We start from the raw sequence: 24918 nt of genomic DNA, 5'->3' as shown, positions 1-24918 counted from the left end.
TTGGCGCAGGCCCGAGAGCGCGGCGAGCCGTTCACCGGCATCGTCTGGCGCAGCGCCGGGCCGGGTGCGGCCGAGTCGAGCGCTGAGGGTGCTGCGCGGCTGGAGAACGAGATCGCGCACCTGCTCAGCGCCGTGCACACCCTGCAGGCCGATGAGGTGATCAAACTGCCCGGCGGTCTGTGGATCATCACTGAACGGGCCGTGGCGACCGAATCCGGCGAGCCGGTCGATCCGGTCCAGGCGGCGCTGTGGGGACTCGGCCGCACCCGGCCCGGCGCTGCGCCAGACGATGCCGGTGAACGGCTCGCCGCGCTCTCGGGCCTGCGCCAACAGCTGCCCCAACGACTGCGAATCCATAGCCGGGTCAACAGCGGTGCAGCCCGGCAGATCGGCGGCCAGTTCGTCGAATCCGGCAACCAGCCAGGTACCCTCGGGTCCGATATCACTGCTCGGCGGCTGAGGCGGCAACTCATGCCAGCCGAGGGTGTACAGCAGCCGGGTGGCATCGCCGCCAAGTCCACGCAACAACGCTTCCCGGGGTGCGCGTTTGACCGTGAACTCGCGAATCCCGCCCAGGTGGCGACCATCTCGGTCGACGAAGTCGATATCGAAGACCTGGGTGTCGCTGTCGAGGGCGCTGGCACGCCACTTCCCGCGGCAATAGAACCGCCGAGGCATCTTCTCCCGCAACATCACGTGCCCGTACCGCAACGGCAACAACAGGTCAGTCATGCCCTGTTCGGCTGCGGTCAGCGCCGGGAACGCCGGGAACACGACTCCGGTGCACAGGTCGAGTAGCACGGGATGGATCGGCTCGGTTCCGAGGTGCTCGGCGAGTTCATCGCCGACGGTGATATCGCCGATCGCCTCTCCGTCGCCCATCCACAGCGATCTGAGCGACGTGGACCACGTCGTCCCCCACTCCAACTCGCTTTCGGCGAAGGTCTCGAACAGGTGCTGTGGGCGCGCCCGGTCCATCCGCTCGATGGCCGCTTCGATGGAGTCGCCCGGATCGGCTGAAAACTCGTCGCCGATCTCGCTGACGACGGTGCCGTCGGCGTTCAACGACCATTCAGCATCACGGACGCCGTACGGGCGGCTATCCACCCGGAAAGTCCAGCCGCCACCGTCTTCGAGCGGATGCAAAGTCAACTGCACCTCGCGAGAAGCCTTTTCCGGCAGGATGATCGGCTCATAGAAAAATACGTCTTGCACCCGCGCCGGCGGCCCAGCCGCGGCCAGGGCCATCGCCGCATACGTCGCCCCCGGAACGACCACGGTGCCGTAGATGACGTGGTCGGAAAGCCACGGCTGCGATTTGACGGACAGCCGACTGGTGTAGACGCAGTCGCCGGACGCGAGGTCTTTGGCGCTGCCCAGAATTCCGGATGCGGCAGCGCCTTGTCCGTCGAGAGCCGCGATGCCGGACGTCTTGGGCCAGAAGCGACGGCGCTGGAATGGATAGGTGGGCAGTTCGATTCTGCGGCCGGATTGAGCATGCAACGCCGCGAATTTGGGTCGGTGGCCGCTGACGTAGGCCGCGGCCAGTGCTTCGGTGATTTGGCGCCGGTCGCCGGCGCCTTTGCGAAGCGAAACGATCGCACGCGGCGCGGCCAGGTGTTCCGGCCAGACCTGCACCGCGGCGCCGGTCAGAACCGGTTGCGGACCGATCTCCATCAGCACCGAGCATCCCAGCGCCGCCACGGTCCGGACACTTTCGGCGAACTGCACCGGCTGACGGGAATGCCGCCGCCAGTATTGGGCGTCTAACGGGGTTCCCGCGAGCACGGCGCCGGTGCGGTTGCAGACCAGCGGCAACGTCGGCACGGCGAACTGCAACTGCGCTGCGTAGGACTCGAATTCACCGAGCACCGGCTCCAGCAATTCCGAGTGGAAGGCGTGGCTGGTTTCCAGCCAGTTGCAGCGGATTCCGTCGTCGCCGAACCTGGCGACGATCTGTTCGAGATCGGTTCCCGGACCGGACAGCACCGTGTTGGGGCCGTTGTAGGCCGCAACCGACACCCGAGAGAATTCGTTGGCGACTTCTTCGACGTGCTTCGGGTCGGCGAACACCGCCACCATTCGTCCGCCGTCAGGCAGACTGCCGAACAGCCGGCCGCGCTCGGCCATCAGCCGTGCCCCGTCGTCGAGGCTGAAAACCCCGGCCACACACGCTGCCGCGTACTGGCCCACGCTGTGCCCCAGTACCACATCGGGCTCGACGCCCCACGACTGCCACAGCCGGGCCAGGCCCATTTCGACAGCGAAAAGCGCGGGCTGCGCATACGAGGTATGCCGCAGCATTTCGCCGGTGTCGCGGTCGGTGGCGAACAACACCTCCAGCAACGGGCGGGGCAGCAGTTCGTTGACCGCGTCCGCACAACGTGTCACCGTCTCTGCGAAAACCGGTTCAGCGTCGAACAATTCGCGCGCCATCCCCGGATGCTGACTGCCTTGCCCAGTGAACAACCATGCCGTCGTCGGCCGGTCAGCACACTCGCCACGCACCACGCCGGGTCGCAGTCGGTTCTGGGCCAAGTCAGCCAGCCCGTCTCGGGCTGCATGGACCGAATCCACGACCAGTGCAGCCCGATGCTCGAAATGCGAGCGTGCGGCCCCGGCCGTAAGACACACATCGGCGATGTCGGCTTCCGGGTGGATGTCCAACCACGTCCCATACCGCCGCGCCAACGCCACCAGCGCCTCCGGTGACCGCGCGGATAGGGGCAGCACGCTGACCGAATCATCGTGAGTGTCTGACGTGGCCGCCGCTGCGGCGTCGTCGACTGCCGCTCGTTCGCCGGGGGTAGCCGAGTGGACCGGCGCCTCCTCGATCAGCACGTGCGCATTCGTCCCGGTGAACCCGAAGGAACTTACGCCCGCGCGCCGCACCCTGCCGTTGGCCTGCCACGGAGTTGGCTTGTCCACGACCCGCACCGGCAGCGAATCCCACGGGATGTGCGGCGACGGTTCGTCAAAGTGCAGGCTCTGCGGCAACATTCCGTGCTGCAGCGACAACACGACTTTGATCAGACCGGCGGCCCCTGACGCCGACTCGAGGTGGCCGATGTTGGTCTTCACCGATCCCATCAGTAACGGCCGGTCCGCGTCACGGGCGACTCCATAAGCCGCGCCGGCCGCCTGCACCTCGATCGGATCACCCAGCGGGGTCCCCGTTCCGTGGGCCTCAAGGTAGTCGACGTCGCCGCCGGCCAAGCCGGCACGAGCCAGCGCCGTGCCGATAAGCCGTTGCTGCGCAGCGCCATTGGGCACCGTCAGACCGCTGGACGCACCGTCCTGATTGACTGCACTGCTCGGGATGACCGCGGCAACCCGATCGCCGTCGCGAACCGCGTCGCTCAGCCTCTTGAGCACCAGGATGCCGCAGCCTTCGCTGCGCACATAGCCGTCGGCGGAGGCGTCGAACGTTTTGCATCGCCCGACTGGGGAAAGCATCCTGGCCCGCGAGGCGGCGATGATGGATACCGGACTCAGCAACACGTTCACCCCACCGGCCAACGCCAAATCGCAGTCGCCGGAGTGCAATGCTTGGCAGGCCTGATGGACGGCTACCAACGACGAGCTGCATGCGGTATCGACCGCCACCGCAGGACCGTGCAGTCCGAGCGCAAACGCAACCCGACCGGAAATCGCATTGAGCGCATTGCCGGTGATGAAGTGTGGCTCGATCTTGTCGACCGACTCGGCGGACAACAGATGCGCATACTCGTTGGCTGCGACGCCCACGAAGATGCCGGTTCGGCTGCCGCGCATGTCCGCCGGCGCGTATCCCGCCCGTTCTAAGCCCTCCCACACCGTTTCCAGCATCAGCCGCTGCTGCGGCTCGATCCACACCGCTTCGCGCGGGGAGATACCGAAGAACTCCGGATCGAATCCGTCGATGTCGTCGAGGAATCCGCCGAAGCGGCTGTAGATCTTGCCCGGGGTCTCAGGGTCCGGGTCGTAAAACTCGTCGATGTCGAACCGGTCTTCCGGGACTTCCCGGATCGCATCGACACCGCCGGACAACAGCTCCCAGAAGGCTTCTGGATCGGAGGCACCGGGGAAACGGCATGACACCGCGACGATCGCGATCGGCTCATCGGTGCGCGTCGTTGCTACCGGCGCAGGCTGAGGCCGTGACTTGGCGGAGGCCTGTTCACCGAGTTCGAGCACGTCGTCGAGTAGGTAGTCCACCACGTCCGACAGCCGCGGGTAGTCCATCGCCAATGTCGCCGGGATGTCTTTACCCACGCCCTGCTCGATGCGGCGTCGCAATTCGACGGCCATCAGCGAATCCATGCCGAGATCGAAAAATCCCGCGTCCTCGCGGATCTCGGCGGGATCGACGTGCGTCACCTCCGCCACCGCGTCGCGGAGATAGTCCGCGACAAGTCTCTTGCGTTGCTGCACCGGCGCGTTCGTGAGCCGCTCGACCAGCTGGGTCTTCCCAGAAGCAGTTGCGGCGGGCGCCGCCCCCGTCGGTTGGCTGGGCACCTCACGCTCCAACTCGGTGAGGAATGCGCGCCGGCCCGCTTGTTGGTAGAGCGGAAGGAAGCGGGCCCAGTCGATGCGGGCCACTGTTCCCTGCGCGGTGGACGCCGCCATGACAGCCGCCATCCCCGCCAGTGCATCGGCAGGTGACAATGTCTGGACCCCGCGCTCGTTGAGTCGCGCGCGTGCCTGCTCGTCGGCCATGCCCGCTGACCAGGGGCCGAAGTTCACGCTGATCCCGGGGATGCCCTGTTCACGCAACCGGCAGGCCAGCCCGTCGAGGAAGGCGTTAGCCGCGCCATAGGCGGTTTGCCCGAAACTTCCCCATACCGAGGCGATTGAGGAGGTGCTGAGGAAGAAGTCCAGCTGCAGGTCTGCGGCTGCCTCGCTCAAATGCCAGGCACCCCAGACTTTTCCGGCGAAAACACGATCCACTTCGGCATCGTCTAGGTTGCGCAGCGGGGTGGTGCCGTTCTCGCCTGCGGCATGGACGATGCCGGCTATCGGCGGTAGTTCAGCCTGAACAGTGCCGAGCAGGCGCGCGACGTCGTGCGCATCAGCGACGTCGGCTGCGACAACCCGAACTTCGCAGCCGTGCTGTGCACGTATCGCATCGATGCGCTGCTGTGCGGCGTCGCTGGGCAAGCGTCGGCCGGTCAACACCAGATGCCGGGCGCCGTGCGCGGCCAAGTATCGCGCGATTTCCAGTCCGATCGAACCCAGCCCTCCGGTCACCACATACGTTGCCTCAGCACGCAGTGCCAGCGATGCTGCACTCGGCTGGCCGACATGCCGAACCAGACGCGGAACATAAACTGCGTCATCACGAACGGCCACTTGGTCTTCGCCGATGCCCGAGTCACGCGGTGCGGCCACTATGTGGTCGATCAACCTCGACCATTCGCTGGGCGTGCCTTGGGCCAGGTCTGCCAGCCCGCCCCACACGTGCGGATGCTCCAGCGAGGCGGCTCGGCCGAATCCCCACAGGCAGCTCTGATCGGGCGCCACGGTGTCCGCATCGCTGACCCGTTGCGCGCGGCGAGTGATCACCCAGATGGGTCGGCGCAACTCAGCGGCAACGGCGGTGCGGAAGAGTCGCCGGGTCCCGCCCAGGATTCGGTGCTGCATCCGCAACAGCGACCGCATCGATGGTGCGGTGTCGCTATCGAGGGCCGCGACGTGCACGATACGTAGCGTCGGGTCGGCTGCCGCCGCAGCGCGCAACGTGACCTCGAGCTGTTCCTCGTCCGCGTCGGACGCCGGCAACCCGAGAATCCGATGCTGATGCCCCCGTGCGGTCAGCGTGTCGGCCAAAGGCTGGGCTGCCTCGGCGTCATCGCCGACGAGAAGCCAGGTGGACGCCTGGCCGGCTTGGTGGCCGGGCACCGTGGCGGTGGCCTTTTCCCAGTGAATCTCGTAGCGGTAGTCGGCGATAGGGCCCGTTTGACGCTGCTGGTTGTGTTGTGCGGCAAGCTTTTCCAAGATATCGACGGTTTGCTGGTTGCCGTTCGTACCGTTGAGCAGCGCGGCGAGTTCCTCGATCCGGCCGTCCTCGAGAAGCCGGACGGTTTCGGTACGTGCGGCGTTGCTCTGGTTGGTGGGCCTTACTCGCTTCTCGCGGAACCAGTACTGGCGATGCTGGAACGGATAGGTGGGCAGGTCGAGCTTTCGCGCCGGTCCTGCGACAGCGCCGAAGTCAGGCAGGTGACCCAGGACGTACGCGTCAGCAAGGGCCTCGGCGATTTGCCGGTGGTCAGCGGTGTTTCGACGCAATGACGCAATCGCCCGCGGCGCTGTGGCAGGGTCAGGCCATGCTCGCAGAGCTGCGGCGGTGAGTATCGGCTGCGGGCCGACCTCTAGCAGTACTTTGCAGCCCAGATCGGCCAGCGTGCGCACGCTTTTGGCGAACTGCACCGGTTGACGCGCGTGGCGACGCCAGTAGTTGCCATCGAGCTTGACGCTTCGGCCGAGTGCGGCGCCGGTGCGGTTGCACACCAGAATCCGTTGTGGCGGGCGGCTGAAATTGAACCGGTCCGCGTACGACTCGAACTCGTCGAGGATCGGATCCAGCAGCGCCGAGTGGAACGCATGGCTGGTCTCCAACCAATCACACCGGACACCGTCGGCGGTCAACCCGGCCACCGCCTGGTCGAGGTCCTGCGTGGGCCCAGACAGCACGGTGTTAGCACCGTTGTAGGCGGCAACCGACAGCATTGGGAACTCGTCGGTGAGCCGCTCGACGCGCTCGGCGGCGGTGAAGACTGCGACCATCCGCCCACCGGAGGGCAAACTGCCGAACAGGCGGCCGCGCTCGGCCATTAGCCGGGCGCCGTCCTCGAGCCGGAACACGCCCGCCACGCAGGCCGCCGAATACTGGCCGACGCTGTGGCCCAGCACCACGTCGGGTTCGAAGCCCCATGACTGCCAGAGCCTGGCCAGGCCCATCTCCACTGCGAACAGGGCGGGCTGGGCGTATGTGGTCTGCCGCAACGTCTCTTCGCTGTCTGGGCCATCGGCATCGAAAATGACATCCAGCAGCGGTTTTTCGAGCATGTCGGCGACAGCAGCCGCGCAGCGGTTCAGCGTCTCGGCGAACACCGGTTCGGTGTCGAACAGCTCGCGAGCCATGCCGGGGTACTGGCTGCCTTGACCGGTGAACAGCCACGCCGTCTTCGGCGTGTCACTGGATACACCGCGCACCAAACCAGGTGCCGGGCGGTCATCCGCCAACGCACCGAGCAACTCGCTGGCAGATTCCTTGGAATTGACGACCAAAGCCGCCCGGTGCTCCAAGTGTGCGCGCCCCGCCCCGGCGGTCAAGCACACGTCGGCCAAGGTGGCCTCCGGGTGTGCGCTCAGCCAGGTGCGGTATTGATCGGCCAGCTGCACCAATGCAGCGGGCGTGCGCGCCGACAGCGGAAGCACACTGAACCGTCGGCCCCCGGGCGTCTGGATCGGGCTCGGCGCCAGCGCGCCCTGCCCCACCTCGTCCGGCGCCTCCTCGATGATGACGTGCGCGTTGGTGCCGGCGAACCCGAACGAGCTGACTCCGGCAATGCGGGGCCGACCGTTGCGTTCCCACGTGGTGGGCTGCTGCACGACCTGCACCGCCAACCGGTCCCACGGAATGTGCGGTGACGGTTTGCGAAAGTGCAGATGCTGGGGCAAGACGCGGCGCTCGAGCGACAAGATCACCTTGATCACACCCGCGATCCCCGCGGCTGCTTCCAAATGACCGATATTCGTCTTGACCGAGCCGATCAACAGCGGCCGGCTCTCCTCGCGTCCAGCGCCGAGCACCGCACCTGCGGCCTGCGCCTCGATCGGATCGCCCAACGAGGTCCCGGTCCCGTGTGCCTCCAGGTATTCGACGTCGGCGGGTGCCACGCCGGAACGCTTCAGCGCCTCTGAGATAACCCGCTGCTGGGCAACGCCATTCGGCACCGTCAAACCGCCCGACGCGCCGTCCTGGTTGATTGCGCTACCCCGGATCACGGCTCGGATCCGGTCGCCGTCGCGGATCGCGTCATCAAGCCGCTTGATAACGATGACCCCGCAACCCTCGCCGCGCACGTAGCCATCTGCGGCCGCATCGAATGTCTTGCACCGGCCGTCGGGCGCGAGCATGTGCGCGTTGGAAAAAGTGATCATGGTGGCCGGGGTGAGCAGGACGTTCACCCCGCCGGCCAACGCGAGGTCGCACTCCCCCAGGCGCAGCGCTTGGCAGGCTTGATGGATCGCCACCAACGACGAACTGCACGCCGTGTCGACCGCGACCGCCGGGCCCTGCAGGCCCAACCGGTAGCTGATCCGGCCCGCTGCCGCGGCGTTCGACGTCCCGATGGCCGTATAGGCTTCGATCTCTGCATACGTCAGCTCGTCGGAAGCCATTCCCAGGTAGTCGTGGGTGGACAAGCCCACGAACACTCCGGTGTTGGTGTTCGCCAAATCTGTTGGCGCGGTGCCCGAATGCTCCACCGCCCGCCACGCCGTCTCCAGCAGCAGCCGATGTTGGGGGTCCATCATCCTGACCTCGCGCGCCGACATACCGAAAAACGGCGCATCGAACCCCGTCACGTCATCGACGAAGCCTGCCCGACGGGTCACAATCTTCCCGGAGGCATCGGGGTTCGGGTCGAAGAACTCGTCGGCATCCCACCGCTCGGGCGGCACCTCCGAGACCGCGTCCCGGCCCTCGGCGAGCAGTTGCCAGAACTCGTCGGCATCCGCAGCACCCGGAAACCGGGCCGCATAGCCGACGATCGCAAAACCGGATGCTGGCTGCGGCTGTCCCTCGACGGATGCCATGCCGTTGTCCTCTCTGGTTGGGGACGGTGACGGTTCGGTCGGCGCACGCGGCCGGTTGCGCAACAGAATTGCGGGCGTCGGCCAGTATTGCAAGTGTGTACAATTCCGCACAGGGCGCCGGGAGAGTATCGCAATGCATGGCGGTAGACAAGCGCTTGCGCCGAGTGGTGGGATGCGTTGGACGTCTTTGATCCTAGTGGCCGGCCCGCACGAGACCGTGACCTGTCGACGTGCTCACGCGGACCGGCTGCCGCCGTGGCTGGGCCGGAGCCGTTCAAACCGAGGAGGACGTCGTTTTGCGCATCGGGAACATCACGATCGGCTCGCTCGATGATTGGACGTTAACCCCCGGCGCAGTGACTTCATGGCATCCGACGGACGCGGCTCAGCACAAGGCCCGGCAAGCGCCGGTCTCGTCAGTGCCGGTCAGCTACATGCAGGGCCAACATCTTCGTAACTATTGCGAACGGGCTGCCGCCGGACTGAACTTCTCCCGGCAGATCATCGCTACCTGTGAATTACCCGGCGAATGTGACATCGCCGCCATGGATCACGCGGTCAACGCGTACCTGCGTCGGCATGACACCTTCCGCAGTTGGTTCGAACACACCGGTGGTGGCGAGTTCGTCAGACATACCATCAGTGACCCTGCGGAGATGGAGTTCAAGCCGATCGAGCACGGCGACATGACCGTCGATGAAATACGCGATCACGTCGTGGCCATCCCCAATCCCCTGGAATGGGGCTGCTTCACCTTCGGGATCATCCAAAGCGAGCGCCACTTCACCTTCTTTGCCGCGATGGATCATGTCCACGGCGACGCGACGTTGATCGGCACCACGATGCTGGAAGCCAACGGGATGTATGCCGCGTTGAGCGGAGGCGGTGAGCCCCTTGCGCTTGCCGACGCCGGCAGCTTTGACGACTTCTGTTCCCGCGAACGCCAGCACACATCAACGTTAACCTTAGATTCACCCGAAGTCCGCGCGTGGATCGACTTCGCGGAAAACAACAACGATGGCTTTCCTGAATTCCCGCTCCCCCTGGGCAACCCATTGGAGTCGAGTGCCAGCGCCATGGCCTCCGAACTCCTGATGGACACGGCACAGACGGAGCGATTCGAATCAGCCTGCACGGCAGCCGGCGCGCGCTTCGTCGGTGGCTTGTTCGCTTGCCTTGCGCTGGTGGAGCACGAATTCACCGGTGCTCTCACCTACTACGGGCTTACGCCCAGAGATTCCCGTAGCGGCGCGGACAATTTCATGACACAAGGTTGGTTTACCGGCTTGATCCCGATCACGGTGCCGATAGCTGCGGCGTCGTTCAGCGATGCCGCGTGGGCAGCGCAGGCCTCGTTCGATTCGGGTCTGGACATGGCGAAGGTGCCGTATTACCGCGTCTTGGAGTTGGCGCCGCAGTTGCGCTGGCCGCAACCGAACTTCCTGGTGTCGAACTTTTTTCACGGCGGCGCTGCCCCGCTGAACGCTGTGCTTGCCGCAGCCGACATGGGCCTCGCGAACAACATCGGCATCTACTCTGACGGCCGGTATTCCTATCAACTCACCATGTACATATTTCGGTACGGCGAGGGTGTGGCGATGGCGATCATGCATCCCGATAACTCGGTCGCCCAGAAATCAGTCGCCCGCTACATGGCAGCGATGCGGTCGGTGTGCGCGCGGGTCGCTGATAGCGGCCACTGGGGACGCGTCGCATAGCGTGGAGCAGTTCGATGCGCAGCGCCGGGCGAGGGTGAGGCCGATATGCGACGGCTAGCCGATTTCGTCGTGCGGTGGCCCTGGGCAGTGATCGGGATCTGGGTCGCGATTGCAGTCGCGCTACCGCTGACGTTCCCATCCCTTGGCGAGATGGCCCAGAAGCATCCACTCGCGATCTTGCCCAGCGACGCACCGTCGAGCGTCACCGCGGCAAAGATGACCGAGGCGTTTCACGAATCGGGCTCAGAAGACCTGCTATTGGTGGTCCTGACCAACGACACGGGCCTTGGTCCCAACGACGAAGCCACCTACCGCAAACTCGTCGACAGCCTGCGCCAAGACACCCGAGATGTCTTGATGTTGCAGGATTTCATCAGCACGCCGCCGTTGCGTCCGGCCATGACCAGCAAGGACAACAAAGCTTGGGTGCTGCCGGTCGGCGTCGCCGGCGAATTGGGCACACCGCGCTCGTACGCAGCCTTCAACCGGATCGGCGACATCGTCGAACACACCGTGGCCGGTACCAGCCTGACCGCACATCTCACCGGCCCTGCCGCAACTGTCGCCGATCTGACGGTGGCGGGCGATCGGGATCGGCTGCCGATTGAGCTGGCGATCGCCGTGTTGGTGCTCATCGTGCTGCTGGTGGTTTACCGCAGCGCGATCACGATGCTGTTGCCATTGATATCGATCGGGCTGTCCCTGGCGATCGCACAGGCGGTGGTTGCCGGATACTCGCAGCTGACCGGCACGGGTGTTTCGAACCAATCCATCGTGTTTCTGAGTGCGATCATGGCCGGCGCCGGAACGGATTACGCCGTCTTTCTCATCAGCCGCTATCACGACTATCTGCGGTCAGACGCGGATTTCGATCAGGCGGTCAAACGGGCGATGCTCTCGATCGGGAAAGTGATCGCCGCATCCGCCGCCACCGTGGGAATCACGTTTCTCGGCATCAGCTTCGCGCGGATGGGAGTGTTCAAGACAGTCGGAGTCTCGTCGGCGATTGGGATCGGCGTGGCCTTCCTTGCCGCAGTGACGTTGCTGCCCGCCATTCTGGTGCTGGCCGGGCCACGAGGCTGGGTGAAGCCGCGACGCGAGCTGACGGCTCGGTTCTGGCGGCGGTCGGGCATCCGCATTGTGCGCCGGCCGAAGGCACATCTGGTCGCCAGTGTGCTGGTGTTGCTCATCCTGGCCGGCAGTGCCGGCCTGGTGCGCTACAACTACGACGATCGCAAGGCCCTACCATCGTCAGCTCCGAGTTCGGTCGGGTATGCCGCGCTGGATCACCATTTCCCGGTCAACGAGTCGATTCCGGCATACATCCTCGTCCAGTCACCGCATGACCTGCGCACGCCGCAGGCCCTTGCCGATCTGGAGCAGATGGCCGACCGAGTCAGCCAATTGCCGAATATCGCCGCAGTCAGCGGGATCACCCGTCCCAACGGGCATGTGCCAGAACAATTCAGAGCCACCTATCAGGCGGGCGCTATCGGCACGTTCCTGGCCGGCGGGTCCGACCGGATCAACGACCACACCGAGGACCTCAACCGGCTGGTGGAAGGGGCCGGCACGCTGGCTGACAACCTCGGCGACGTGCGCGGCCAAGTCAGCCAGCTCGCCACCAGCGTCCAGAACCTGGTTGACGCGTTCTCCTCGATGAAATCCCAGTACAGTGGCGACGCGCTGGTCAAACAGGTCGACACCGCAGCCAAGCTCGTCGACCATGTCAACTCGCTCAGCAACACCATGGGCTGGAACTTTTCGGCCGCCAAAAACATGTTCGGGTGGATAGGTCCAGTGCTGACGGCCCTGCAGGGCAACCCGGTCTGCGATATCGATGAGTCCTGCAGCGCCACCCGCGCGGAGTTCGAACGACTGGTCGGCCCGGGCGGCCGGGAAGACCTCGACGCAATCAACGAACTGGCAGGACAATTGCAGTCGTTCCCGGACAAACAAACTCTGAACGCATCGGTAGCCCGAGTGCGTGGCGCCTTAACGAACCTCACCAGGGTGATGCATTCCATGGGCATGGACAAACCCGGTGGTTTGCAGGGGAACCTCAGCAGCCTGCAAGATGGCGCGGACCGGTTCGCCGGCGGGAGCCGGCAAGTGGCCGATGCGGTGGCTCAACTCGTTGAGCAGGTCAAGCAGCTGGGCACCGGGCTCAATGAGGCAGCGGCGTTTCTGTTGTCGCTGAAACATGATGCGGCGCACCCGGCGATGGCCGGATTCAATATCCCGTCCCAACTCCTGCGCCTCGAGGAGTTCGCCAAGGCCGCCAACATCTTCATATCACCAGACGGCCACTCGGTGCGGTATTTGGTTCAAACCAAACTCAATCCGTTTAGCACCGAAGCCATGGATCAGGTCAACACGATCACCCAGACCGCTCGGGATGCCCAACCGAATACCGCATTGGCAGACGCGACGGTGTCGATGGCCGGATACACCGTAAGCCTGCGGGACACCCGCGATTACTACGAACACGACATTCGGTTCATCATCGCGGTAACGCTGTTCGTCGTGCTGCTGACTTTGATCGCGTTGCTGCGGGCGGTTGTGGCACCGCTGTATCTGGTTGCTTCGGTGGTGATTTCGTACTTGTCGGCAGTGGGTATTGGCGTGCTGGTATTTCAATTCATGCTCGGCCAGCAATTGCATTGGAGTGTGCCCCCACTGGCGTTCGTGGTGTTGGTCGCGGTGGGAGCCGATTACAACATGCTGCTCGTCTCGCGAATGCGTGACGAGTCGCCGCACAGCATGCGTTACGGCGTCATTCGCACCCTGAGTTCGACCGGCGGTGTGATCACCGCGGCAGGTCTGATCTTCGCTGCCTCGATGTGCGGTCTGTTGTTCTCCAGCATCGGCACCGTGGTCCAGGGCGGCTTCGTGATCGGTGTGGGAATTTTGCTGGATACCTTCTTGGTGCGCACCATCACGGTGCCCGCCATCGCCGCGTTGGTCGGGCGGGCGAACTGGTGGCCGTCGCGGTGACCGACCATGTATGTGAGACTAGGTAAGCCGAGCGGTCAGGAGTAGGCATGAAGAAACTACTCGCAGGAGTGACGGCGCTGGTAACTGTCGGCGCCACGGGATATTTCGGCATCGAGAGCGCGTCGGCTGACGACGCGCCGGCTGGTGGGACGCCGGCCTCCGATACGTCAGCCGATCGGACGGCGTACGCGCTCGGGGGCGCTCACGTACTGGGCATCCCCTATGACGAGTACATCCGCCGTGAAGGCGATGAATGGTTTCCCGGCCTGAAGCGACAAATCGTTCGCTACCCCGCAGGCCAAGTCCAGGGCCACGTGCTGGAACGCCTCTTCCCGGGCATCGGCAAGATCGGGGATGACATCTACCCGGGCCTGGGTCTGGACGGTCCCAGCGTGGGCGAGTCGGTCGACGAGGGCGAAGACAATCTCGATGCGGCGATCCGCACCGGTGGCCCCGGCACCGCGATCGGCCTCTCCGAGGGCTCGCTCGTGCTGGACGCCGTGCAGGCTCGGCTGGCCAATGACCCGACGGCTCCGCCTCCGGACCAACTGAGCTTCGCGACGTTCGGCGACCCGATTGCGCGACACGCCTTCGGCCAGAGTTTCCTGACCGCCATGTTCCCGGTCGGGTCCGTTGTTCCGGCAATGGACTACCGCATACCGGCTCCGGTGGAAAGCCAATACGACACCCACATGTTCGTCTCGGCCTACGACTCGATCGCCGACTTCCCCGACCGGCCAGACAATCTGTTCGCCCTCGCCAACACGCTGATGGGCCTCGCCACTGGTCATACTGCGGTTGCCTTCACCAACCCGAGCATGGTGCCGCCGCAGAACATCCGCTCGACGGTGAACTCCAAGGGCGCGACGACCACGACGTACCTCATCCCCGAGAAACACCTTCCGCTGGTCATGCCGTTGGCCTACATCGGGATTGACGAGGACACGCTGAACAAGCTTGACGCGATATTGCTGCCGCGGGTGAACGCAGGCTATTCCCGCAACGACGATCCGGCGACCGCTCCGGTCCAGGTGGACCCCGTGAACGGCTTCGACCCCGCGGCCGTCACCGCCCCCGCCACCCAGGCGACCTTCGGCGGCGGCGCTGATCCGGTTTCGCAGATCCTCAGCGGTGCCATGTCCGTGTTATCCAACGGGCCACACTGACAACAGAGATTGCACGCCGACGAGGTCGACCGACTAGTACCGACGTAATGTGACGCCTATGCCCGACTCATCGATCCTCTCGATGCTGCACGGTCGTGCCAGCCTCCGACCCCAGGACGTCGCGTTCACTTTCACCGACTACGAAAACGACTCGGCAGGTGTTCCCGAAAGTCTTACCTGGGCGCGGCTATCCCGTCGGACATTGAACATGGCACGCGAACTCAGCTGCCATGGATCTGTCGGAGACAGGGCGGTAATCCTGGCTCCCCAGTCTCTGGACTACATCGTGGCGTTCCTGGGATCCATGCAGGCCGGGCTGATCGCCGTTCCGCTGCCGTTGCCGCATCGCGGGTCGAGTCATGAGCGGGTCAGTGCAGTCCTTGCCGATACGTCGCCCTCGGTTGTGCTCACCACGTCGGCGGTCGCGGAGGACATCGCCGAATATGTTCATCAAGCACGGCTGGAGGCAGTGCCGAAAATCATCGAGATCGATTCGGTAAATCTGGACGTCGACAGCGGAACAAGCGTTCGGACAGCCGATTTGCCCAGCACGGCCTATTTGCAGTACAGCTCGGGTTCAACCCGGCTGCCGACCGGGGTCATGATCTCGCACCGCAACCTCCAGGTGAACTTCGAGCAGCTGATGCGCAGCTTTTTCGCCGACTCCCACGTGAAAGCCCCATCGGACCTCACGATCGTTTCGTGGTTGCCCTTTTACCATGACATGGGTTTGGTGCTGGGTGTCTGCGCACCGATTCTGGGCGGCTACCACAGTGAGCTGACCAGTCCGATTTCGTTCTTGGAGAGACCGGCCAGATGGGTGCGCTCGTTGGCCACGAATCCTCATGCGTGGTCCGCGGCGCCCAATTTCGCGTTTGACCTGGCCGCCCGCAAAACAACCGACAACGACCTGGCGGGCCTCGACCTCGGCGGAGTGTTGGGCATCATCAGCGGTGCCGAACGCGTCGAGCCGGCCACGTTACAACGCTTCGTTGACCGGTTTGCGCACTTCAATTTCCGGGACACCATGGTGCGCCCTTCATACGGCTTGGCGGAGGCGACCGTCTTCGTGGCGGCCGGCACCTGGAGTGAATCATCGGAGTCGGTCCACTTCGATCGGGTGGCGCTGTCCGCTGGGCGCGCTCAGCGATGTGCCGTCGCGACCGGAACAGAGCTGGTCAAATACAAAGTGCCGCAGTCACCCACGGTGCGAATCGTCGACTTCGAGACGCGCCGCGAGTGCCCACCCGGCTTGGTCGGTGAGATCTGGATACACGGCGCCAATGTCGCCGACGGCTACTGGCGTAAACCTCCGCAGGAGCAGCGCTGCTTCGGCGCGATGCTCGTCGACCCGTCTCCGGGCACGCCCGACGGGCCGTGGCTACGAAGCGGCGACCAGGGGTTCATCTCCGAAGGTGAGCTGTTCATTGTCGGCCGCATCAAGGATCTGCTGATCGTCCACGGGCGCAACCACTATCCCGAGGACATTGAGGCGACCGTCCAGCAGATCACCGGCGGTCGGGTCGCGGCGATCTCGGTTCCGATGAACAGTACCGAGAAGCTGGTCACCGTCATCGAACTCAAGAAGCGAAGCGATTCCGACGAGGAGCCGATGCAGTGGCTCACTCGCATCAAAAGCGACGTCACCTCCGCGATCTCCCATGCGCACGGCCTGAATGCCGCAGACCTGGTTCTGGTATCGCCCGGATCGATTCCGACCACCACAAGCGGCAAGATTCGACGCGCCGCCTGCATCGAGCAATACCACCAGGACCAATTCGCCCGGTTGGACGCCTAAGCCGGCGGGCTGGGCGCACCCAGAACTCCTCATGCTGGTCACTGTCCTGATCATGGCCCTTGCCGTCAGCGTCGAACCGTTCCGGATCGGTATGACGGTGATCATGCTGAACAAGCCCAGACCCGTGCTGCAACTGCTCGCGTTCTTATGTGGCGGTTTCGTCATGGGAACCTCGGTGGGGCTGGTTGTGCTGTTCGTCCTTCGACGCAGACTGCTGGCGTCCACCTTCTTCACCGTGCCCCGGGTTCAGATGCTGATCGGGTTCCTCGTGCTGATGTTTGCACTAGTCGTAGCCACCGACCTGGTCGGGCGGCTGGGCTGGCGGCCGGCAAGATTGCCGACGCCGGCCCACCGGCTGCTGAACGGGGATTCGGTGTGCGTTGCGGGAATCGCCGGTCTCGGCATCGCGTTGCCGTCGGTCGACTATCTCGCCGCGCTGGCCGTGATCCTCGCCTCTGGCGCGGCCGTCGTGGCCCAAATCGCAGTGCTGGTGATGTTCAACGTCGTCGCCTTCGCGTTCATCGAGGTTCCGCTGCTGGCCTATCTGGTGGCACCCAGGGCAACCGCACGCTGGGTGTCGGCGGTGCACGACTGGATTCGATCACGTCGTCGCCGCGAAGTTGCAATCCTGCTGGCCGCGTTGGGCGGTGTGTTCGTCGCAGTCGGCGCCGCCGGGTTTTGACGGCCAGCAGCTAGTCGCCCGTACCCACCTCGGCGATCCGCTCGCCGCGACGGTGGCGGGCCGGCGCACGGATGGGCAGCATCGCCAGCAGCCCCGCCGCGAGTACCACGAGCAGACCGCCCAGACCGGCTCGGTCAGCACCGAACAGATCGATGAATGCGAAGAACATCGACGGCGCCAGGAATGCTGCTGCTCGCCCAGTAGTCGTATAGAGGCCGAAGGCCAGTCCTTCCTTGCCCTCGGCGGTCATTCGCAGCAACAGGGCGCGCGCCGATGACTGGGTGGGGCCGATGAACAGACACAGCATCAGGCCGCACAGCCAAAACGCCAGCGGACCCGACAGCACTAGCAGCAGCAGCCCGACCGCGATCATCGAGCCCAGCGAGCCGAGGATGACACGCTTGGACCCGAGACGCTGGTCGAGAAGGCCGCCGAAAACGGCACCTGCGGCGGCCACCGTGCAGGCTGCCACGCCGAATAACAGCACGCTGGCCTCTGAGATGCGATACACGTTGACGCCCAGCACCGCTCCGAACGCGAACACGCCGGACAGGCCGTCGCGGAACACGGCGCTGGCCAGCAGGTAGTAGACAATGTTGCGGTCGCGGCGCCATTCGCCAACGAGGTCCGACCAGAACTGGCGAGCCGCGCGCAGCGCGGCGACCGGCGCAGCGTCACCGGGTTCGGCCGATGGTTTGGGCGCCCACATCAACAACGGCAGCGCGAAAATCAGAAACCATGCCGCGGCCAACAGCATCGCCATCCGCACGTTCAGGCCATCGCCCGTCGAAATGTTCAGCGCACCGGCCGCAGACCCGTGTCCTGCGATGAAGCCGACATAAACCGCCAACAGTAAGGCCACGCTGCCGAGATAGCCTGCGGCCAAACCAAAGCCGGATATCTTGCCGGAGGTCTCCGGCGTGGAGACCAGCCGCAGCGTCGCGTTGTACGGGACAGTGGCCAGGTCGCTGCACGCGGCGGTGGCGGCCAGCAGGATCAGGCCCGGCAACAAGTAGCGGGCGTCGTCGCGGACCAAACTCATCGTCGCGGTCAGCGCCACCACCGTCCCGGTCAGCGCGGTCAGCACGTGACGGCGTCGCCGCGGGTCGGCGACCCAGCTTCCGGTCATCGGGGCGAGCACGGCGACGGTGATGCCGGCAACGGTCATGGCCCGGCCCAGCGAACTCGTCGGCGATGTGTCCCCACCGGCTCCCACCGACGCGGTCAAATACACCGGGAACACGAACGTGATGACGACCGCGTTGAGGCCCGTCGCTCCGCAATCCCACAGCGCCCACGCCAGCAACGGGGATTTCCGCACGGTCACAAACCCTATAGCTGCCGCCCGTTGCGGGTCGGTCAGCCCTCAGGACCTAGCAGCACGTCAGCGTCGAAGCAACTGTGATCGCCGGCGTGGCAGGCACCGCCGACCTGGTCGACCACCAGCAGCACCGCGTCGCCGTCGCAGTCCAGCCGCACCGAATGCACATGCTGGGTGTGGCCCGACGTGGCGCCTTTGATCCACTGCTCACTGCGGGAGCGCGAAAAATACGTCGCCTCACGGGTTTCCAATGTACGGGCCAGCGCTTCGTCATCCATCCAGGCGACCATCAGCACATCGCCACTGCTGCGTTCCTGCACGACCGCGGTGAACAGGCCGTCGGCGTTGCGCTTGAGCCGTGCTGCGATTGTCGGGTCGAGCGTCATCGCACGGTAATCCCTTCAGCGGCCATCGCCGCTTTCACCTGCCCGATGGTCAGCTGGCGGAAGTGAAAGACGCTGGCGGCCAGCACCGCGTCGGCCCCCGCGGCCACTGCGGGTGCGAAGTGCTCGGCCACGCCAGCCCCGCCGCTGGCAATCACCGGCACGGTCACCGCGGCGCGGACCGCGCGAAGCATCGCCAGGTCGAAGCCGGCCTGGGTGCCGTCGGCGTCCATCGAATTCAGCAGGATCTCTCCCACCCCCAATTCCGCGCCGCGAGAAGACCATTCGACCGCGTCGATACCGGTGCCGCGCCGACCGCCATGGGTGGTGACCTCCCAGCCTGACGGCGTCGGCGCCGACCCGGCCAGCACGGTGCGCGCGTCGACGGACAATACGATGCACTGGGAGCCGAATGCTCGCGCCATCTCCGCCAGCAGGTCAGGGCGTGCGATCGCGGCGGTATTGATCGACACCTTGTCGGCGCCCGCCCGAAGCAACATGTCGACGTCGGCGACCGTGCGCACCCCGCCGCCGACGGTGAGCGGAATAAACACCTGCTCCGCGGTGCGGCGCACCACCTCCAGCATGGTGGCCCGCCCCGACGACGAGGCGGTCACATCGAGAAACGTCAGCTCGTCGGCGCCCTCAGCGTCATAGGCGGCCGCGAGTTCGACGGGATCGCCTGCGTCGCGCAGGTTTTCGAAGTTGACACCTTTGACCACCCGGCCGGCATCGACATCAAGGCACGGGATCACCCGCACGGCGACATCCATGCTCAGTAGGTCCCAGGGTCGCCGACAGCGCGCAACAGCTCGAGCATCTGGGCATGCACGCCCGGTGCCGCCGCCAACGCGGACCGCGATTGCGGCGTCCACTCTTCTCCGGCCAGATTGGTGACGATGCCACCGGCAGCCCGCACCAATGCCACGCCGGCGGCGTGGTCCCACACGTGGTCACCGAAACTGATGGCACCGCCGAGGATGCCGTCGGCGACGTAGGCGAGATCGATGCCGGTGGCGCCGTGCATGCGCAGCCGCGACGACACTCGGCTCAGACTCTCCAACACCGCGAGGCGGTAGCGGCCCGGGAATCGTCCCCGCGACTCGACGTTGAACGTGCCGATGCCGATGACCGAGTCGGTCAGTTCGGTGTGCTGCAACCGCGGCTGCGGTGCACCGTTTTTGAGAAGCGGGCCGCCGACGACCGCCGTGTAGCGTTGCCCGATGAACGGTAGCCAGGTCAGGCCCGCGACCGGGTCACCGTCGTGCAGCAGGCCCAAAAGGATTGCCGCCATCGGAGATCCGGCTGCGTAGTTGAATGTGCCGTCGACCGGGTCGAGGACCCAGACCCATGGTGAGTCGAGGTCCGCGCCGCCGAACTCTTCGCCGTGCACCTCGATTCCGGTGTTCTTGACCAATGCGTCGACGACTTGGCGCTCGATGGCCAGGTCGACCTTGGTGGCGAAGTCGTCGCCCTTTTTGGCCACCGCGGAGTCGGCGCGGTGGCCTTGCAGAAACGGCTCGGCGGCGGCGTCGAGAACTTTCGACGCTTCGGCCACCAACGCATTGAGATCCTTGGTGTCTGCGGTCATTGGCGCACCGCCGCCAGAGCTTGCGGCAAGGTGAACCGCCCCGCGTACAGAGCCTTGCCGACGATGGCGCCCTCAACCCCGCTGTCGGTGAGCGTAGCGATGGCGCGCAGATCGTCGAGGCTCGACACCCCGCCGGAGGCGATCACCGGGGCGTCGGTTCGGTGGGCCACCGACCGCAGCAAGTCCAGGTTCGGCCCGGTCAGCGTGCCGTCTTTGGTGACGTCGGTGACGACAAAGCGTGAACACCCTTGGCGGTCAAGGCGTTCCAACACATCCCACAGGTCGCCGCCGTCGGTTTCCCAGCCGCGTCCGCGCAGCCGGTGTGCGCCGTCGACGATCTGCACGTCCAGGCCGACGGCCACTTTGTCGCCGTGTTCGGCGATCACCGCAGCGCACCACTGCGGGTTCTCCAGGGCAGCGGTGCCGAGGTTGACCCGGGCGCATCCGGTGGCCAGCGCGGCCGACAGCGAGTCGTCGTCGCGGATTCCGCCGGACAGTTCGACGTTCACGTCGAGCTTGCCGACAACCTCGGCAAGGAGTTCGCGGTTGGATCCGCGGCCGAAGGCGGCGTCGAGGTCGACCAGGTGTACCCACTCGGCTCCATCGCGCTGCCAGCCCAACGCGGCGTCGAGCGCTGAACCGTATGCGGTTTCACTGCCTGCGCGTCCCTGCACCAGGCGCACCGCTCGGCCGTCGACAACGTCGACGGCAGGCAACAAAGTCAGCACAGCGGTCATAGTCCTTCGATCCAGTTGTGGAGCAGGGCTGCCCCGGCGTCCCCGCTCTTCTCCGGGTGAAATTGGGTGGCGGCCAGCGGCCCGTCCTCGACGGCGGCCAGAAACGGTACCTGATGGGTGGCCCAGGTCAGCAACGCGTCGGTGCTACCGGTCCAGCACTGGGCGGCGTAGGAGTGCACGAAATAGAACCGGGCGTCGGCGCTAAACCCTTTGAACAGTGCGCTCCCCGGCGCGGCGGCCACCGTGTTCCAACCCATGTGGGGGATCACCGGGGCGTCGAGTCGGGTGACAACACCGGGCCATTGCCCGCAGCCGTCGGTTTCTACCCCGAATTCGATACCGCGGGCGAACAGGATCTGCATGCCGACGCAGACACCCAAGACCGGGCGGTCGGCCGCGACGCGTTCGGCGATCACCCGCTCGCCGCCGATCCCCCGCAACCCGGTCATGCATGCTTCGAACGCGCCGACGCCGGGTACCACCAGACCGTCGGCGGTGGCGGCCGCGTCCAGATCGGATGTCACCTCTACCGCGGCGCCGACCCGTTGCAGCGCACGCTGCGCCGATCGCAGGTTGCCCGACCCGTAGTCGAGGACGACCACCGATTTTGTTGTCACAAGGCGCCTTTGGTGGACGGCACACCTGAGACCCGCGGGTCGGATTCGACGGCTTGACGCAGCGCACGGGCGACGGCCTTGTACTCGGCCTCGGTGATGTGGTGCGGGTCGCGGCCATACAGGACACGAATGTGCAGCGCGATCCGGGCGTTGTTGGCCAGCGTCTCGAACACATGCCGGTTGACGACCGTGTGATAGGGCACGGTGTTGCCGGCGATGGTGAAGTGCCGCAGGTGATCCGGCTCGCCGGTGTGCACGCAGTAGGGCCGCCCGGATACGTCGACAGCGGCATGGGCCAGCGCCTCGTCCATCGGAATGAAGGCGTCCCCGAACCGGCGGATGCCGGTCTTGTCGCCGAGAGCTTGGCCCAGCGCCTGCCCGAGCACAATGGCGGTGTCCTCGATGGTGTGGTGGGCCTCGATCTCGACATCGCCCTTCGCGCGCACCGTCAGATCGAAGCTGGCGTGGCTGCCCAGCGCGGTCAGCATGTGGTCGTAGAACGGGATACCGGTGTCGATCTCAACCTGGCCGGTGCCATCGAGGTCGAGTTCGACGACGATGTCGCATTCTTTGGTGGTGCGTTCCACCCGCGCGTGACGACTCATGACGCTCCTAACGGCTGGGTAGGGGCTGGGGCCAATTCGGTGGCAGCTATCAACGCGCTGGCCTCCAAGAAGAGGTCGTTCTCCTCGGCCAGCCCGGTGGTGACCCGCAGATAGCCGGGGATGCCGACGTCGCGGATCAGCACGCCCGCGTCGAGGTAGCGCTGCCAGGCGGTGGGCGCGTCGGCGAACTGCCCGAACAGCACGAAATTGGCGTCGCTTGGGACCACCCGAAACCCCAAGTCGCTCAACGCCGTCGACACCCGCTCACGTTCGGCGATCAGGGTGGCGACGCTGCCCAGCGTGTCGTCGGCGTGCCGCAGCGCGGCCCGCGCGGCCGCCTGAGTCAGCGACGACAGGTGGTAGGGCAGCCGCACCAACAACATCGCCTCGATCACCGCCGGGGTGGCGATCAGGTAGCCCAGCCGCCCGCCGGCGAACGCGAAGGCCTTGCTCATGGTGCGGGTGACGATCAACTTGGTCGGGTACTCATCCACCAGCTGGATCGCGCTGGGCCGCGACGAGAATTCGCCGTAGGCCTCGTCCAAGATCAGTATTCCCGGGAGAACGTCCAGCAGCTGCCGCAGCTCTGCCAGCGAAACACTTTGCCCCGAGGGGTTATTGGGGCTGGCGACGAATACCACATCGGGTCGGCGCTCGATCACGGCGGCGACCGCGGCCTCGATGTCCAGGCTGAAGTCGTGCGCCCGCACCGTCTCGACCCATTCCGTGCGGGTGCCGTCGGCGATGATCGGGTGCATCGAATACGACGGGACAAACCCGATCGCGCTTCTGCCCGGCCCACCGAACGCCTGCAGCAACTGCTGCAGGATCTCATTCGAACCGTTGGCGGCCCAGAGGTTTTCAACGCTCAGCTGGACGCCGGTCTGGGCGGTCAGGTAGCCGGCCAGGTCCCGGCGCAGCGCCACCGCGTCGCGGTCGGGATAACGGTGCAGATCGGCGGCCGCATCGCGCACCGACCGCACGACGTCGTCGACCAGCGCCCGGGTGGGCGGGTGCGGGTTTTCGTTGGTGTTCAGCCGCACCGGCACCGCCAACTGCGGTGCACCGTACGGTGACTTGCCGCGCAGGTCGTCGCGCAGCGGTAAGTCCTCGAGAGTCACCGGCTTACGGCTCATTGCTCGAACCTCCGGCGGACCGCCTCGCCGTGGGCGGGCAGATCCTCGGCCTTGGCCAACGTGATGACGTGGCCCGACACGTCTTTGAGCGCCGCCTCGGTGTAGTCGACGACGTGGATACCGCGCAGGAAGGTCTGCACCGACAGGCCGCTGGAATGCCGGGCGCAGCCCGCGGTCGGCAACACGTGGTTGGAGCCAGCGCAGTAATCGCCGAGGCTGACCGGTGACCAGGGCCCGACGAAAATCGCCCCGGCCGAACGGATTTTGGCTGCAACGGCGCCCGGGTCTTCGGTCTGGATCTCCAGGTGTTCGGCAGCGTAGGCATTCACCGTGCGGATGCCGGCGTCGAGGTCGTCGACGAGGATGATCGCCGATTGTGGCCCGCGCAGAGCGGCGGTCACCCGCTCCCGGTGCACCGTGGTCTGCAGCTGGCGTGTCAGCTCGGCGTCGGTGGCGTCGGCCAGCGTGGCGCTCGGCGTGACCAGCACACTGGCGGCCATCTCGTCGTGCTCGGCCTGGCTGATCAGGTCGGCGGCGACGTGCGCCGGGTCGGCAGTGTGGTCGGCCAGGATGGCGATCTCGGTCGGCCCGGCTTCGGCGTCGATGCCCACCCGGGAGCGGCAGAGCCGCTTGGCCGCGGTGACGTAGATGTTGCCGGGGCCGGTGATCATGTCGACAGGTGCCAGCTCGGCACCGTCGGTGTCGATGCCGCCGTAGGCCAACAGGGCCACCGCCTGCGCGCCGCCGACGGCCCACACCTCGTCGACGCCGAGCAGCCGGGCGGCGGCCAGGATCGTCGGGTGCGGCAGGCCGCCATACGCGGCCTGCGGCGGGCTGGCCACCACCAGCGACCCGACGCCGGCGGCCTGCGCCGGCACGACGTTCATCACCACGCTCGACGGGTACACCGCGTTGCCGCCCGGTACGTACAGACCGACTCGCTCGACGGGAACCCAGCGCTCGGTGACCGTCGCGCCCGGACCCAAGGTCGTGGTGTGATCGGCCCGCCGCTGATCAGCGTGTACGGCGCGGGCGCGGTCGATCGCCACCTGCAGCGCGTCGCGGACGTCGGCCGCCAGACCGGCCAGCGCGGTGGCCAGCTCGGCGGAGGGCACTCGGATGGCCGATGGCCGCACCCCGTCGAAGGACTCGCCGAAGTCCAGCGCGGCCCAGGCGCCCCGCTCGGCGACCGCCTCGACGATCGGCCGCACGGTCGGCAGCACAGCGTCGACGTCGGCGCCACCGCGCGGCAACGCGGCGCGCAGCCGGGCGGCGGACAAGTCGGCGCCGCGCAGGTCGATGCGGGCCATCAGGGTCACGCTGACCATTCTCCCAGAGCAGGCCAAATGGTTATCCGAGCGGTAC

14 protein-coding genes and 1 pseudogene are annotated in these 24918 nt (G+C 65.8%); 5 read left to right on the top strand and 10 right to left on the bottom strand.

Translation table 11 applies throughout. The features are described from left to right. Positions 1-252 precede the first annotated feature (252 nt). Positions 253-8802 (bottom strand): annotated as a pseudogene (locus A5707_RS14075) (type I polyketide synthase); the annotation flags it as partial. 296 nt (positions 8803-9098) lie between these two features. Here A5707_RS14075 and A5707_RS14070 point away from each other — a divergent pair. The 5 genes from A5707_RS14070 to A5707_RS14050 are packed head-to-tail and all read left to right on the top strand — an operon-like array spanning position 9099 to position 17163. Beyond that, positions 9099-10520, top strand: a complete 1422-nt coding sequence (locus tag A5707_RS14070) for a condensation domain-containing protein (protein WP_065015086.1) — start codon at positions 9099-9101, stop codon at positions 10518-10520. A 45-nt stretch (positions 10521-10565) separates the two neighbouring features. Further along, a complete protein-coding gene (locus A5707_RS14065; protein ID WP_065015083.1) occupies positions 10566-13517 on the top strand; it encodes an RND family transporter in 2952 nt (983 codons plus the stop codon). 47 nt (positions 13518-13564) lie between these two features. Then, positions 13565-14683 (top strand): acyltransferase PE, encoded by a 1119-nt coding sequence (gene pe, locus A5707_RS14060; RefSeq protein WP_065015082.1) that lies wholly within the window; start codon positions 13565-13567, stop codon positions 14681-14683. Positions 14684-14741: 58 nt separating this feature from the next. After that, positions 14742-16481: an AMP-binding protein gene (locus A5707_RS14055; RefSeq protein ID WP_082969458.1), complete on the top strand. Its 1740-nt coding sequence runs from the start codon at positions 14742-14744 to the stop codon at positions 16479-16481. A 31-nt stretch (positions 16482-16512) separates the two neighbouring features. After that, on the top strand, positions 16513-17163 hold the full coding sequence (locus A5707_RS14050; RefSeq protein ID WP_065015081.1) for a GAP family protein: 651 nt from the start codon (positions 16513-16515) through the stop codon (positions 17161-17163). 10 nt (positions 17164-17173) lie between these two features. On the opposite strand, the gene A5707_RS14045 is transcribed toward A5707_RS14050, so the two are convergent. From A5707_RS14045 to hisD, 9 genes are read right to left on the bottom strand one after another with little or no spacing between them, the layout of a single operon-like run. Continuing rightward, a complete protein-coding gene (locus A5707_RS14045) occupies positions 17174-18490 on the bottom strand; it encodes an MFS transporter (RefSeq protein ID WP_082969457.1) in 1317 nt (438 codons plus the stop codon). A gap of 32 nt (positions 18491-18522) precedes the next feature. Next, entirely contained in the window at positions 18523-18870 is a 348-nt protein-coding gene (gene hisI, locus A5707_RS14040; RefSeq protein ID WP_065015079.1) for a phosphoribosyl-AMP cyclohydrolase, read from the bottom strand. After that, complete coding sequence (gene hisF, locus A5707_RS14035; RefSeq protein ID WP_065015078.1) at positions 18867-19640, bottom strand: imidazole glycerol phosphate synthase subunit HisF; 774 nt, start codon at positions 19638-19640, stop codon at positions 18867-18869. Before hisF ends, hisI begins: the two co-directional genes overlap by 4 nt. A gap of 2 nt (positions 19641-19642) precedes the next feature. Then, entirely contained in the window at positions 19643-20458 is an 816-nt protein-coding gene (locus tag A5707_RS14030; protein WP_065015077.1) for an inositol monophosphatase family protein, read from the bottom strand. After that, entirely contained in the window at positions 20455-21195 is a 741-nt protein-coding gene (gene priA, locus A5707_RS14025; RefSeq protein ID WP_156657923.1) for a bifunctional 1-(5-phosphoribosyl)-5-((5-phosphoribosylamino)methylideneamino)imidazole-4-carboxamide isomerase/phosphoribosylanthranilate isomerase PriA, read from the bottom strand. The genes A5707_RS14030 and priA overlap by 4 nt, the downstream gene beginning before the upstream one ends. Beyond that, the gene (hisH, locus tag A5707_RS14020; RefSeq protein ID WP_065015076.1) at positions 21192-21812 is read right to left on the bottom strand and encodes an imidazole glycerol phosphate synthase subunit HisH; all 621 of its coding nucleotides are present in this window, start codon (positions 21810-21812) and stop codon (positions 21192-21194) included. The genes priA and hisH overlap by 4 nt, the downstream gene beginning before the upstream one ends. Beyond that, on the bottom strand, positions 21809-22417 hold the full coding sequence (gene hisB, locus A5707_RS14015; RefSeq protein WP_065015075.1) for an imidazoleglycerol-phosphate dehydratase HisB: 609 nt from the start codon (positions 22415-22417) through the stop codon (positions 21809-21811). The genes hisH and hisB overlap by 4 nt, the downstream gene beginning before the upstream one ends. Continuing rightward, the gene (locus tag A5707_RS14010) at positions 22414-23553 is read right to left on the bottom strand and encodes a histidinol-phosphate transaminase (protein WP_065015074.1); all 1140 of its coding nucleotides are present in this window, start codon (positions 23551-23553) and stop codon (positions 22414-22416) included. Before A5707_RS14010 ends, hisB begins: the two co-directional genes overlap by 4 nt. Next, positions 23550-24866: a histidinol dehydrogenase gene (gene hisD, locus A5707_RS14005; protein WP_156657925.1), complete on the bottom strand. Its 1317-nt coding sequence runs from the start codon at positions 24864-24866 to the stop codon at positions 23550-23552. The genes A5707_RS14010 and hisD overlap by 4 nt, the downstream gene beginning before the upstream one ends. Between the last annotated feature and the right edge of the window lie 52 nt (positions 24867-24918).

Origin of the sequence: Mycobacterium kyorinense, assembly GCF_001672775.1 — a bacterium.
GTDB classification, from domain to species: domain Bacteria; phylum Actinomycetota; class Actinomycetes; order Mycobacteriales; family Mycobacteriaceae; genus Mycobacterium; species Mycobacterium kyorinense_A.
This window is presented reverse-complemented; position numbering and strand designations above follow the sequence as displayed.